At 71.0% G+C, this 12,117-nt stretch carries 13 protein-coding genes; 6 read left to right on the forward strand and 7 right to left on the reverse strand.

Going from position 1 to position 12,117, the window contains the following annotated elements; translation table 11 throughout:
- The first annotated feature begins 17 nt into the window (after positions 1 to 17).
- Positions 18 to 494 carry a peptide deformylase gene (gene def, locus ABT340_RS24355; protein WP_352013115.1) on the forward strand — a complete coding sequence of 159 codons (477 nt, stop codon included), beginning with the start codon at positions 18 to 20 and terminating at the stop codon, positions 492 to 494.
- 210 nt (positions 495 to 704) lie between these two features.
- Positions 705 to 908, forward strand: coding sequence for a cold-shock protein (locus ABT340_RS24360; RefSeq protein WP_352013116.1), 204 nt, complete (start codon positions 705 to 707; stop codon positions 906 to 908).
- Between the two features lie 99 nt (positions 909 to 1,007).
- Here ABT340_RS24360 and mshC read toward each other — a convergent pair whose 3' ends face one another.
- The 5 genes from mshC to ABT340_RS24385 all read right to left on the reverse strand — a co-directional run bounded on the left by mshC (position 1,008) and on the right by ABT340_RS24385 (position 5,167).
- Positions 1,008 to 2,231, reverse strand: a complete 1,224-nt coding sequence (mshC, locus tag ABT340_RS24365; protein WP_352013117.1) for a cysteine--1-D-myo-inosityl 2-amino-2-deoxy-alpha-D-glucopyranoside ligase — start codon at positions 2,229 to 2,231, stop codon at positions 1,008 to 1,010.
- Between the two features lie 92 nt (positions 2,232 to 2,323).
- Positions 2,324 to 3,040, reverse strand: coding sequence for an NRDE family protein (locus ABT340_RS24370; RefSeq protein ID WP_352013118.1), 717 nt, complete (start codon positions 3,038 to 3,040; stop codon positions 2,324 to 2,326).
- Between the two features lie 75 nt (positions 3,041 to 3,115).
- The gene (locus ABT340_RS24375) at positions 3,116 to 3,877 is read right to left on the reverse strand and encodes an SCO1664 family protein (RefSeq protein WP_352013119.1); all 762 of its coding nucleotides are present in this window, start codon (positions 3,875 to 3,877) and stop codon (positions 3,116 to 3,118) included.
- Positions 3,874 to 4,446 (reverse strand): DUF3090 domain-containing protein, encoded by a 573-nt coding sequence (locus ABT340_RS24380; protein WP_352013120.1) that lies wholly within the window; start codon positions 4,444 to 4,446, stop codon positions 3,874 to 3,876. Before ABT340_RS24380 ends, ABT340_RS24375 begins: the two co-directional genes overlap by 4 nt.
- A 10-nt stretch (positions 4,447 to 4,456) precedes the next feature.
- Positions 4,457 to 5,167 carry a histidine phosphatase family protein gene (locus ABT340_RS24385; protein ID WP_352013121.1) on the reverse strand — a complete coding sequence of 237 codons (711 nt, stop codon included), beginning with the start codon at positions 5,165 to 5,167 and terminating at the stop codon, positions 4,457 to 4,459.
- Positions 5,168 to 5,232: 65 nt separating this feature from the next.
- On the opposite strand from ABT340_RS24385, the gene ABT340_RS24390 reads away from it, so the two are divergent.
- Complete coding sequence (locus tag ABT340_RS24390; protein WP_352013122.1) at positions 5,233 to 6,177, forward strand: aldo/keto reductase; 945 nt, start codon at positions 5,233 to 5,235, stop codon at positions 6,175 to 6,177.
- A 180-nt stretch (positions 6,178 to 6,357) separates the two neighbouring features.
- Positions 6,358 to 7,569 carry a hypothetical protein gene (locus ABT340_RS24395; protein WP_352013123.1) on the forward strand — a complete coding sequence of 404 codons (1,212 nt, stop codon included), beginning with the start codon at positions 6,358 to 6,360 and terminating at the stop codon, positions 7,567 to 7,569.
- Between the two features lie 8 nt (positions 7,570 to 7,577).
- Here the strand turns inward: ABT340_RS24395 and fabI are convergent, their stop codons facing one another.
- On the reverse strand, positions 7,578 to 8,339 hold the full coding sequence (gene fabI / locus ABT340_RS24400) for an enoyl-ACP reductase FabI (RefSeq protein WP_352013124.1): 762 nt from the start codon (positions 8,337 to 8,339) through the stop codon (positions 7,578 to 7,580).
- A 2-nt stretch (positions 8,340 to 8,341) separates the two neighbouring features.
- A complete protein-coding gene (locus tag ABT340_RS24405; protein WP_352013125.1) occupies positions 8,342 to 9,046 on the reverse strand; it encodes a beta-ketoacyl-ACP reductase in 705 nt (234 codons plus the stop codon).
- A 77-nt stretch (positions 9,047 to 9,123) separates the two neighbouring features.
- On the opposite strand from ABT340_RS24405, the gene ABT340_RS24410 reads away from it, so the two are divergent.
- On the forward strand, positions 9,124 to 10,623 hold the full coding sequence (locus ABT340_RS24410; RefSeq protein ID WP_352013126.1) for a TldD/PmbA family protein: 1,500 nt from the start codon (positions 9,124 to 9,126) through the stop codon (positions 10,621 to 10,623).
- A gap of 121 nt (positions 10,624 to 10,744) precedes the next feature.
- Positions 10,745 to 12,112, forward strand: a complete 1,368-nt coding sequence (locus ABT340_RS24415; protein ID WP_352013127.1) for a metallopeptidase TldD-related protein — start codon at positions 10,745 to 10,747, stop codon at positions 12,110 to 12,112.
- Positions 12,113 to 12,117 lie beyond the last annotated feature (5 nt).

Here is a 12,117-nt window from a genome sequence, read left to right on the forward strand (position 1 = left end):
CGACCCGGGGAGTGCGCGTGACCGTCCAGCCGATCCGACTGTTCGCAGACCCGGTGCTCAGGACCGCGTCCGAGCCGGTGACCGACTTCGACCGCGAGCTGCGCGGCCTGGTCAAGTCGCTCCAGGCGACGTTGCGCGCGGGCTCGGGCCGAGCCGGTCTGGCCGCCCCGCAGATCGGCGTCTCGCTGCGGGTCCTCGTCTACGAGCTCGACGGCAGGTCCGGGCATCTGGTCAATCCGCGCATCGAGGCGTCAGAGCGCAGAATCGTGGCCGATGAGGCGTGCCTGTCGGCGCCCGGCCTCTGGTGGCCGCTGGAACGCTCCTACATGGTCACGGCCCGTGGCCGCGACATGTTCGGCAAGCCCGTGACCGTCCGCGCCCTGGGGACCCTCGCCCGGGTCCTGCAGCACGAGGCCGACCACCTCGACGGCGTCCTGTTCGTCGACCGGCTCCCCGAGGAGGAGCAGGAACGGTTCTTCGCCGCCAACTCGTGACTTGTCAGACGGTAACCCTTCTGATAAGGTCGCCCGGTTGCAGTCGTAGTTCTCAGCAAGCCTTATCATCTCAAGTGCTCAATGAGGTCCGCCGACGGCGGGCTTTCCGGTTTCTCCCGATGGTTTCGTGGGTGCAGGCGAGGCCCGCAACGCAGCCCCGAACCGCCGGCTTGGCGGTCCGGTGAGGCTCCCGACGAGGAGAAGTGGGTTTTGTCCGAAGGTACCGTCAAGTGGTTCAACGCCGAAAAGGGTTTCGGATTCATCGCGCCGGATGACGGCAGCGCCGACGTTTTCGTGCACTACTCGGCCATCGACTCCAGGGGCTACCGCTCCCTGGAGGAGAACCAGCGGGTCAGCTTCGTCATCACGCAGGGCCAGAAGGGTCTGCAGGCCGAGCAGGTCCGGATCGTCTGACCCTGACCTCAGGTCTCCCGCCGGAGCACCGGATGCCTTCCGGTCGCACGTCCCGGCCTCGGGCCCGTGCCGCTCTCCGCGGCACGGGCCTGCGCGTTCTCAGAGTTCGACGCCGAGCAACGCGTCGGTGATGTCCTTGACGAGCCCGGGCGCCTGCGGGTCGGTGCCGCCGTCCGCCAGCGCCCGCTCCGCCCAGCCGTCGATCAGCGCCAGCGCCCCCGGGGCGTCCAGGTCGTCGGCGACCCTGGCCCTGACCTCCTCAAGCAGGTCACGCGCCTGGGGACCGGTCTGCAGCCCGGTCGCCGAGCGCCAGCGGGCCAGCCGTACCTCCGCGGAGGCCAGCTGGTCGGGGGTCCACTCCCAGTCGGCGCGGTAGTGGTGGGCCAGCAGCGCCAGCCGGATGGCCATCGGGTCGGCCTGCCTGCGGAGCTTGGAGACGAAGACCAGGTTGCCCTTGGACTTCGACATCTTCTCGCCGTCGAGGGCGACCATTCCCGCGTGGACGTACGCCTTGGCGAAGGGCCACTCCCCGCAGGCCACATGGCCTTCGTGGGCGCCGCACTCGTGGTGCGGGAAGATCAGGTCGGAACCGCCGCCCGCGACGTCGAACCCGCTGCCCAGGTTGGCCAGCGCGATGGCGGTGCACTCGATGTGCCAGCCCGGCCTGCCCCTGCCGAGGCGCGAGGACCAGGACGGCTCACCGGGACGCTCGGCGCGCCACAGGAGCCAGTCGAGCGGGTGCTTCTTGCCCGCCCTGTCCGGGTCGCCGCCGCGCTCGCGGGACAGGGTGAGCATCAGCTCCTCCGGATATCCGGAGACGGCGCCGAACTTGGGCGCCGCCGCGACGTCGAAGTAGACGTCACCGTCGAGCTCGTAGGTCGCGCCCTTGTCGCGCAGGCGCTCGATCAGCTCGGCGACCTGGTCGACGACCTCGGTCACCCCGACGTACTCGCGCGGCGGGAGGATCCGCAGCGCCTCCATGTCGGTCCTGAAGAGCTCGATCTCACGCTCGGCCAGCTCACGCCAGTCGACGCCGGTCAGCTCCGCCCGCTCAAGCAGCGGGTCGTCGACGTCGGTGGCGTTCTGGGTGTAGTGGACCTCGTGACCGGCGTCCCGCCAGGCGCGGTTGACCAGGTCGAAGGCGAGGTAGGTGTTGGCGTGCCCGAGGTGGGTCGCGTCGTACGGCGTGATGCCGCAGACGTACATCCGCGCCGTCGGGCCCGGCCTGGTGGGGCCGGTCTCCCCGGAGGCGGTGTCGAACAACCGCAACGGGACACCGGCACCGGGAAGCCGAGGGACCTTCGGCGCAGACCACGATCTCATGTGATGAGCCTATCCAGCAGACAGACCGTCCCGGTCAGGCAGGGACGGTGGGTGGTACAGGGGCACTTTCTCAACCTCGGCGACCCCGTGGATCATTCCGGCAGGACGCGGCGGAAGGCCGCCGGGTCCCGCGGATCGCCGGTGAAGTCGTAGCGGACGCCCTCGGCGGACAACCCGAGCAGGGAGACCGACAGCGAGCCGAAGACGCGTCCGTCGGGCAGCTCGTGCCGGACGATCATGGCCCGGGGATCGTCCCTGGCCAGGCCCGCACCGGTGGCGGCCTCCCGCCACTCCCGCCAGGGGCCGCCGAGGGTGTCCGGCCTGGTGGCCTTGGCGAACAGCGGGCGGAAGAAGGCGACCCGCTCGTTCTCCTCACCGCGCTCCCAGCCGCTGTTGACGATCATGTGCGTTCCTTCGGGGAGCTCCTCGTCCCACAGCCCGGTCCCGTCCCAGTGCCACAGCCGGACTCCGCTCCGGTCGGCCAGGACCAGGTGGAAGGGGTCGTAGCCCGCGGGGTCGAGGCCCGTGAGACCGCCCTCGGCCGCGGCCGTCAGCGGCAGCCCCCCACGCGAGATCCTGCCCTCCTGCGGGGCGGGCACGCCCTGCCCGTTGACCAGCGCGGCGATCCTGCCCTCCGCCGGATGCACGGCGAGCCAGGTCCCGCCCGCGAGCAGGTCGCGTCCACCGAACAGGCCCGGCCAGTGCGGCCCCGGGGGCGACCACGGCCGGTCGACGAACTCGTCTCGCACTCCGACCATGATCAGGGGAACGTCGGCGCCGGGATCGACGCTGACCACAACCGTGCACATGCCCGGCAGGCTACGCCCCCGCCGCCGGACGGGCCGGACCGGGGTCCCTCGGATCAGGGCCTCGGATCAAGAACCTCAGATCGGGGGCCAGGGAATGGCGGGCCAGTCCTGGGAGGGCAGGGGGTGCAGGCCGGTGTCGAGGAGCCTGCGAACCCGTTCGCCCGTCGCCTGGACCTCGGCGGGGGTCAGCAGCTCGCGCAGCCGGCGGCCGAGACCTCCCTGTTCCAGGTCACGTTCGAGACGGGCCAGGACGTTCACGGCCTCGCGCGACAGCGGCTTGCCACGCCACTGCCACAGCACGGTGCGCAGCTTGTTCTCCGTGGCGAAGCAGACCCCGTGGTCGACGCCGTGGACGTGCCCCCCGGGCAGCGGCAGCAGGTGGCCGCCCTTGCGGTCGGCGTTGTTGACGACGGCGTCGAAGACCGCCATCCGCCGCAGGGAGGGCTGACGGCTGCGGATGAGGACCATCAGGTCGGCGTCGGGGTCGGCGTCGATCCACATCTGGCACATTCCCGGGCCGAACGGGCCGTCACGGTAGACCGTCGGCGGGACGATCCGCCAGCCGGTGGCCGCGGAGACCTCGAAGGCGGCCACCTCGCGGGCGGCGAGAGTGCCGTCGGGAAAGTCCCACAGCGGGCGTTCTCCACGCACCGGCTTGTACACGCAGGCGGCGGACAGGCCGCCGAGCCGGACCGAACAGTAGAGCGTCATGTTGCTCGCCTCGACCAGACGGCCCTCGACCTCCAGGTGCCCGTCGCGGAGCAGACGCAGAGCGGTCTCGTCGTCCAGTCCCGCCATGGGAGCCGCGCTCAGCGTGAACTCGCCCTCGGCACTCATTCGCCTCCTTCTGCCTGTGAAGCGCTCCTACCCCGGTAACCGTTGAGACGCACGCAAATATGCCCATCCGCGTCGAGAGGCTGGCCGCACAACGGACACGGTGGGCGTCCTGCGGCGACCAGGGCCATGGCGCGCCTGGTGAAGGCCCTGGCGGCGGCGGGACTGATGTGCACGCGCAGCACCGCGGGCTCCGACAGCGGGGAGGGCTCGAAGTCCTCCTCGTCCTCCGCGACGGCCTCCTGCGCCTCGATGACCACCTGAGCGGTCTCCGCGTCCCAGGCCAGGGCCATGGCGCCCACCCTGAAGTCCTCGCTGATGGGCACGTCGAGCGGGTCGTTGTCCGTCAGCGCGGCGGGGGCGGCGGCGGGCACCTGGGCCCCTCCGCGCCGCAGCACCTCATCGAGCAGCTCGTCCAGCCGGTCGGCCAGCGCGGCGACCTGGAACTTCTCCAGCCCGACCGTGGTCAGCCGGCCCTGCCCGCGGGCCTGCAGGAAGAACGCTCGCGATCCCGGTTGCCCCACGGCACCGGCCACGAATCTCTCAGGTGGGTCGTAGTCGAAGACCGGCATAGCCCTGACCTTACGTGGTCCCGGCACCGCCGCCGACCGCGGCGTCGCTCTCGGTGAGGTTTTGTCCCCCGTCCTTCTCCCCCGCTCCGTCCTGGGTTTCCTCTGGCGGGCGCAGCCCGGCGACCTCTCCGCCCAGGTCGTTGAGCCTGAGCACGAAGGGGCGCAGGGGGGTGTAGCGGATCGCGGTGAGTGAGGCGGGGTCGGCGGTTATCCGCTGGAACTGGTCAAGGTGCAGGCCCATCGCGTCCGCCACGATGGCCTTGATCACGTCTCCGTGGCTGCAGACGAGATAGACCCCCTTCGGGCCGAGCCGCTCGTTCCACTCCCTGACGGCGCTCACCGCCCGGTGCTGTACGGCGGCCAGCGACTCCCCGCCGGGGAAGGTCACGGCGCTCGGATGGGTCTGCACGACCCGCCACAGGGGCTCCTTGGCCAGCTCGGCGATCGGGCGGCCGGTCCAGTCTCCGTAGCGGCACTCCCCGAACCGCTCGTCGGTCACCACCTCGGTCTCCCGCCCGGCCGCCACGGCTCCGGCCGTCTCCTGGCAGCGTTCCAGCGGGCTGGAGACGATCGCGTCCAGCTCCAGCGGGCCCAGCCGTACGGCCAGAGCCTCGGCCTGGGCCCGGCCCGCGTCACTGAGGTGGAGTCCTGGTGTCCAGCCCGCCAGCACGGGACCGGTGAGGGGGGTCAGGCCGTGTCTGGCCAGCAACAGGGTCGTCACGCGGGCAAGTCTTGCAGGCCTCGCTCCACTACTTTTAACCGGCCGGGCGGTACCCTGGCCGGATCATGGAGCAGCGCTATGTGGGCCGGAGCGGCCTGTCGGTGTCCCGCCTCGGACTCGGGACGATGACATGGGGACGCGACACCGGCGCGGAGGAGGCCACGGCGCAGCTCCGGACGTTCGCCGATGCCGGGGGCACCCTCATCGACACCGCGGACGTCTACTCGGGCGGCGAGGCGGAGCGGCTGCTCGGACGGATGATGCGGGACTCGGTGCCCCGTTCCGAGCTGGTGATCTCGACCAAGGCCGTGCTCACCCCGGCCGGGCACAGGCCGCGCGACGCCTCAAGAAGGCACCTGATCGCGGCCATCGACGCCTCCCTCGGTCGCCTCGGGATCAACGAGGTCGATCTGTGGCAGCTGCACGCCTTCGACCAGGAGGTGCCGCTTGAGGAGACCCTGGCCGCGGTGGACGCCATCGTGTCCTCGGGCAGGGCGGCCTACGCGGGTGTCTGCGACTACACGGGCTGGCAGCTCGCGGCGGCGGCCGTCAGCCAGCGGGCGGTCCCCGGGCGGACGCCGATCGTCGCGGCCCAGGTCGAGTACTCGCTGCTGGCGCGGGAGGCCGAGCGTGAGCTGGTCCCGGCGGCCGAGCACGTCGGCGCGGGGGTGCTGGCCTGGTCGCCCCTGGGCAGGGGGGTCCTCACCGGCAAGTACCGCACCGGCATCCCCGCCGACTCCCGGGCCGCGACCCCGCACTTCGCCGACTTCGTCACGCCGTACCTGGACGAGAGGTGCCGGCGGGTCGTGGAGTCGGTGACGACCGCGGCCGAGGGGCTGGGGGTCTCGCCACTGTCGGTCGCCCTGTCCTGGGTGCGGGACCAGCCGGGGGTCGCGGCGGCGATCGTCGGCGCCAGGACCTGTGCCCAGCTGACCGGGGTGCTCCAGTCGGAGGACCTCGTCCTGCCGGTGGAGATCAGAGAGGCTCTTGACGACGTCTCGGCGGACTGAGGAACTCGGAACGAGGAAAGCGAGCCCGAACAGAACGAGAATCCATCTCGCGTATCACTACTCGATACCGAATGGCAACTTTACGTGGAAAACCCTGGCCTCCCCACAAAACTGTCAATGGTGACAGGAGGGGCACTCAGGTGTCAGCGACGTTCCGTCACCGATGCACAAGGGGGACAATTGCGAACCGCGATCTCCGTCGGCGCCCTGGCGCTGACACTCGGCGGCGTACTGCTCGCCGTCGCACCCGCCCCCGTGAGCGCCGTCACCCAGGCGGGTGACTGTGAGGGCGGCGGGCTTCTCGGCGGGGTGACCGGCGGTCTGTGCGAGGCGGTCGGCGTCCTGGGCAACACCGTGAGTGCCACCGCGAACGACACCGTTAGCGACACTGTGAGTGACGCTGTGGGCGGCGCCCTGCTCGGCGGCGTCGTCGTGGACGACACCGTGAACGTCACCATGAGCACCACCGCGGGCACCACTGTGAGCGACACGGCGGGGGGCCCGCCGGACGACACCGTGAGCGCCACTCCGGGCGGCGCCATGAACAGTGCCACGAGCGGCCCCGCGAACGGACCGGCCGGCGGCCCCTCCCCCGGCGGGGAGGGCTACGGCTACGGACAGAACGCGGAAACCCCACCGCATACCGAAAAAGCCGGAAAAAGCAAGAAAGACGATAACGCCAAAAAAGGCGATAAAATCGGAAAGGCGCAGAGCGGGGCCGACGTGCTGGACGCGGAGAGCGTTCTGGACCAGCCCCAGCCGTCCGTCCTTCCCGAGACCGTCCCCGAGATCCTCGTGACCCCCTGGGGTGAGGACACCGCGGACGTCCAGGACGTCCCCGACATCCAGGATCCGGCGGACAACGACGTCCTGCCGTCCCAGAACCCGGGCGGCGCCTGTTCCCCGCTGTCCGACTCCCCCGGATGTGCGGGCACCTCGGCGAACCCGGCCCACAAGACGACACCGTCCCCGCACGCCTCCCCGAGCCCCCGGCCCTCCCACTCCGGCGGCACCGTGCCCGCGGAGGAGGCCACGCGGCGGCCGGCGGGCGAGCAGGCGCGTCCTCCGCAGACCCGCAGGCGCGTGGCGGAGACCGACGGGGGCGGCGAACGCGGCGGCAGGCGTGGGGAGGCCACCGGCTCCGAGACTCCGCCGCCCACGGTCGACGCCGAGGCGCCCCGGCTCGAACTGCTGTGGCCCGCGGGCCCGGTCATGCGCAGGTTCCAGCGGGCCGTCACACCGACCAAGACACCGGACCCGCTGGGCACGGCGTTCACCGCCGTGCTGCTGCTCGCGGCGATCCTCGCCGTCCGCCTGCTGTATGTCAGGCGGATCGGCGAGAAGTCCATCCCGCTTGAGCCGCTGCGGATGAAGCGGCACAGGACGGCCTGAGCCGCCGGTCAGCCGATCGCGTGCACGCCGCCGTCGACGTGGACGATCTCCCCGGTCGTCGCAGGGAACCAGTCGGAGATCAGTGCCAGGCAGGCCTTGGCCGCGGGCACGGTGTCGCGCAGGTCCCAGCCGAGCGGTGCCTTCTCCGGCCAGCTGTCCTCGAACTCGGCGAAGCCCGGGATGCTCTTGGCGGCCATCGTGCGCAGCGGCCCCGCGGCCACCAGGTTGACCCGGATGTTGTGCTTGCCCAGGTCACGGGCCAGATAGCGGGAGCAGGACTCAAGCCCGGCCTTGGCCACGCCCATCCAGTCGTAGACCGGCCAGGCCTTGCTGGCGTCGAAGTCGAGCCCGACGACCGCGCCCCCCTCCTTCATCAGCGGCAGGCAGGCCACGGCGAGGGACTTGAACGAGTAGGTCGAGACGTGCACCGCGGTGGCCACGTCCTCCCACGAGGTGTTCAGGAAGTTTCCGCCGAGGCAGCTCTGCGGGGCGAAGCCGATGGAGTGCACCACGCCGTCGAGGCCGTCGAGGTGCTCGCCGACCCGGTCGGCCAGCGAGTCGAGGTGCTCGGTGTTCTGCACGTCCAGCTCGATCACCGGCGGCGTCTCGGGCAGCCGCTTGGCGATGCGCTCGACCAGGCTGAGCCTGCCGAAGCCGGTCAGCACGACCTGCGCGCCCTCCAGCTGGGCCAGCTTGGCGACGGAGAACGCGATGGAGGCCTCGGTCAGGACACCGGTGACCAGAATGCGCTTGCCTTCGAGAATTCCCATTGTCAGTGCCCCATTCCCAGGCCGCCGTCCACGGGGATCACGGCCCCGGTGATGTAGGCGGCGTCCTCGCTCGCCAGGAACCCGACCACGCGCGCGATCTCCTCGGTGCTCGCGTAGCGTCCCAGCGGGATGTTCTTACGGATCTGCTCCTGGTAGGCCTCTTCGAGCTCGGCCGTCATGTCGGTCTCGACGAACCCGGGCGAGACCACGTTGACCGTGATGCCGCGCGAGCCCAGCTCTCTGGCCACCGACCTGGCGAAGCCGATCAGCCCGGCCTTCGAGGCGGCGTAGTTGCTCTGGCCGGCCGAGCCGAGCATGGCGACCACCGAGGAGATGAGCACGATCCTGCCGCGCTTGAGCCTGAGCATGCCGCGCGTGGCTCGCTTGGCGACCCGGTAGGCGCCGGTCAGGTTGGCGTCGATGACGTCGGTGAAGGTCTCCTCCTTCATCGTCGGCAGCAACGTGTCCTTGGTGATGCCCGCGTTCGCGACGAGCACCTCGACCGGGCCGTGCTCGGCCTCGATCTTCCCGAACGCCGCGTCGACGTCGGCCATGCTGGTCACATCGCAGCGCACGCCGAACAGACCCTCCGGGGGCTGCCCTGAGCGGTAGGTCACGGCGACGGAGTCACCGGCCCTGGCGAATTCGCGGGCGATCGCGAGGCCTATGCCGCGATTGCCGCCGGTTACGAGAACAGATCGAGCCATGCACCCGACGCTAGCGGCTACCCGGCGGTAAACCTCTTGTCCGTGAGGGACAAGATCACAGGGTTAGGATCGTTGACATGCGCCAGATCGATCCCGATTTCCTCGCCCTGCCGATGAGGCGACTGGCGGACGCGGCTCTGCAGCGCGCCCGCGACCTCGGCGCCGAGCATGCCGACTTCCGGTTCGAGCGCGTCCGCGCGGAGACACTCAACCTGTCCGACGCGCTGCCCGAGGGGTCCTCCGACGCCGACGACCTCGGCTACGCCGTACGGGTCGTCAAGGACGGCACCTGGGGGTTCGCGGCCGGTGTCGAGCTCACCGCGGAGGCGGCCGCGCGGGTCGCGGAGCAGGCGGTCGAGGTGGCCGTGGTCTGCGCGCCGGTCAACCGCGAGCCGGTCGAACTGGCCCCCGAGCCGGTCCACTCGGAGGTCACCTGGGTCTCCTCCTACGACGTCGACCCGTTCGAGGTGCCGATGCGCGACAAGGTCGCCCTGCTGGCGGCCTGGTCGGAGGGGCTGCTGCGAGACCCGCGGGTCGATCACGTACAGGCCTCGCTGATGCAGGTCAAGGAGCAGAAGTTCTACGCCGACACGGCGGGCGCCTCGATCACGCAGCAGCGGGTGCGCGTGCACCCCCAGCTTGAGGCGACACGGACCCAGGACGGCAGGTTCGAGTCGATGCGCACGCTCGCCCCTCCGGTCGGGCGCGGCTACGAGTACCTCACCGGCACCGGCTGGGACTTCCCCGGCGAGCTGGCCCGCATCCCCGAGCACCTCGCGGAGAAACTCGCCGCCCCCTCCGTCGAGGCCGGGCGCTACGACCTGGTGATCGACCCGTCGAACCTGTGGCTGACGATCCACGAGTCGGTCGGGCACGCCACCGAGCTCGACCGGGCCCTGGGCTACGAGGCGGCCTACGCCGGGACCAGCTTCGCCACCTTCGACCAGCTCGGCACCCTGGTGTACGGCTCGCGGGCGATGAACGTCGTCGGTGACCGCACCGCCGAGCACGGCCTGGCCACGATCGGGTACGACGACGAGGGTGTGGCGGCCAGGCGGTTCGACATCGTCTCGGACGGCGTCCTGACCGGTTTCCAGCTCGACCGCAGGATGGCGCTGCTGAAGGGGCTCGGCTCCTCCAACGGCTGCGCGTTCGCCGACTCCCCCGGCCATCCCCCGATCCAGCGCATGGCCAACGTCTCGCTGCTGCCCGCCCCCGAGGGCCCCTCGACCGAGGAGCTCATCTCCGGGGTCGAACGCGGCATCTACGTGGTCGGTGACAAAAGCTGGTCGATCGACATGCAACGATATAACTTTCAGTTCACCGCGCAACGGTTCTACCGGATCGAGAACGGCAGGCTCGCCGGCCAGGTTCGCGACGTCGCCTACCAGGCGACGACCACCGACTTCTGGCGGTCGATGGCGGCCGTCGGCGGACCGCAGACCTACGTGCTGGGCGGCGCGTTCAACTGTGGCAAGGGCCAGCCCGGCCAGGTGGCCCCGGTCAGCCACGGCTGCCCCACGGCGCTCTTCCGGGATGTGCGCGTCCTGAATACCCTGCGGGAGAGTGGCACGTGAGCCGGTGGGCAGACGGGTACGCCCTCCCTGGCCCGGGCCTGGAGAGCACGCCCACGAGCGGGCAACCGACGAACACCGCACGCCGGGGGACGCCCCTGCGGACCACCGGGCAAGGAGTGGGATGAGTCCCCAGGAAATCATCGAGAGGGCACTGGAGTTGTCCACGGCCGACGAGACCGTCGTGATCGTGGACGAGACCTCAAGCGCCAACCTGCGGTTCGCGGGCAACACGCTCACGACCAACGGCGTGACCCGCTCGTCGCAGCTCACCGTGATCTCGGTCGCGGGACGGGGGGTCGGCGTGGTCTCGCGGGCGGCGGCCCGCCCCGAGCAGCTCGCCGACATCGTCGCGGCGGCCGACCACGCGGCCGAGGACGCCAGGCCGTCCGAGGACGCCAGGCCGCTGGCCGAGGGCGCCCAGTCGGCCGACTGGCAGGAGGCGGCCGAGCCGACCTCCATCGGGGTCTTCGGCGCGTTCGCCCCGGCGCTCGGCGAGACGTTCGCCGCCGCCGAGTCGGGCGGGCGCAGGCTGTACGGCTTCGCCGAGCACCTCGTCACCACCACCTTCGTCGGCACCTCGGCGGGCACCAGGCTCCGCCACAGGCAGCCGACGGGGCGCCTGGAGCTGAACGCCAAGTCGCCGGACATGCGGCGCTCGGCCTGGGCGGGGGTGGCGACCCCGGACTTCTCCGACGTCGACGTGGCGGCGCTCGACGCCTCGCTGGCCACCCGCCTCGAATGGGCCAGGAGGCGGATCGACCTGCCCGCGGGCCGCTACGAGACACTGCTTCCGCCCTCGGCCGTCGCCGATCTGATGATCTACCTGTACTGGACGGCCGGGGCCAGGGACGCGATGGAGGGCCGCACGGTCTTCTCCAGGCCCGGTGGCGGCACCCGTGTCGGGGACACGCTCTGCCCGCTGCCCGTCCGCCTGGGCAGCGACCCCGCGGCGCCCGGCGTCGAGTCCGCCCCCTTCGTGGTGGCGCACTCCTCGAACAGGCAGAGTTCGGTCTTCGACAACGGGCTGCCGCTGGCGCCCACCGACTGGATCTCGGACGGCAGGCTGGCGAACCTGCTGCAGACCAGGCACTCGGCGGAGCTGACCGGCCTGCCCGTGACCCCGGCGACGGACAACCTGATCATGACGGGCCCCGGGGACGGCCGTTCACTCGACGAGATGGTGGCCTCGACCGGCCGGGGCCTGCTGCTGACGTGCCTGTGGTACATCCGCGAGGTCGACCCGCAGAGCCTGTTGCTGACCGGCCTGACCCGCGACGGCGTCTACCTGGTCGAGAACGGTGAGGTCGTGGGCGAGGTGAACAACTTCCGCTTCAACGAGAGCCCGGTCGGCCTGCTCGGCCGCCTCACCGAGGTCGGTGCCGCCGAGCGGACGCTGCCCCGTGAGTGGAGCGACTACTTCACCCGCGCCGTCATGCCCGCGGTGCGGGTCCCCGACTTCAACATGTCGACGGTCAGCCAGGCCAGCTGAGCCCT

Source organism: Streptosporangium sp. NPDC000239, from assembly GCF_040300765.1.
Taxonomy (GTDB): Bacteria; Actinomycetota; Actinomycetes; order Streptosporangiales; family Streptosporangiaceae; genus Streptosporangium.

Coding starts and splice junctions, on each gene's coding strand:
- ABT340_RS24370 (WP_352013118.1), bottom strand. CDS start 3,040: ATGTGCACGGTTGTGGTCAGCGTCGATCCCGGCGCCGACGTTCCCCTG.
- ABT340_RS24390 (WP_352013122.1), top strand. CDS start 5,233: ATGGAGCAGCGCTATGTGGGCCGGAGCGGCCTGTCGGTGTCCCGCCTC.
- ABT340_RS24380 (WP_352013120.1), bottom strand. CDS start 4,446: ATGCCGGTCTTCGACTACGACCCACCTGAGAGATTCGTGGCCGGTGCC.
- ABT340_RS24410 (WP_352013126.1), top strand. CDS start 9,124: ATGCGCCAGATCGATCCCGATTTCCTCGCCCTGCCGATGAGGCGACTG.
- ABT340_RS24415 (WP_352013127.1), top strand. CDS start 10,745: ATGAGTCCCCAGGAAATCATCGAGAGGGCACTGGAGTTGTCCACGGCC.
- ABT340_RS24375 (WP_352013119.1), bottom strand. CDS start 3,877: ATGAGTGCCGAGGGCGAGTTCACGCTGAGCGCGGCTCCCATGGCGGGA.
- mshC (WP_352013117.1), bottom strand. CDS start 2,231: ATGAGATCGTGGTCTGCGCCGAAGGTCCCTCGGCTTCCCGGTGCCGGT.
- fabI (WP_352013124.1), bottom strand. CDS start 8,339: ATGGGAATTCTCGAAGGCAAGCGCATTCTGGTCACCGGTGTCCTGACC.
- ABT340_RS24405 (WP_352013125.1), bottom strand. CDS start 9,046: ATGGCTCGATCTGTTCTCGTAACCGGCGGCAATCGCGGCATAGGCCTC.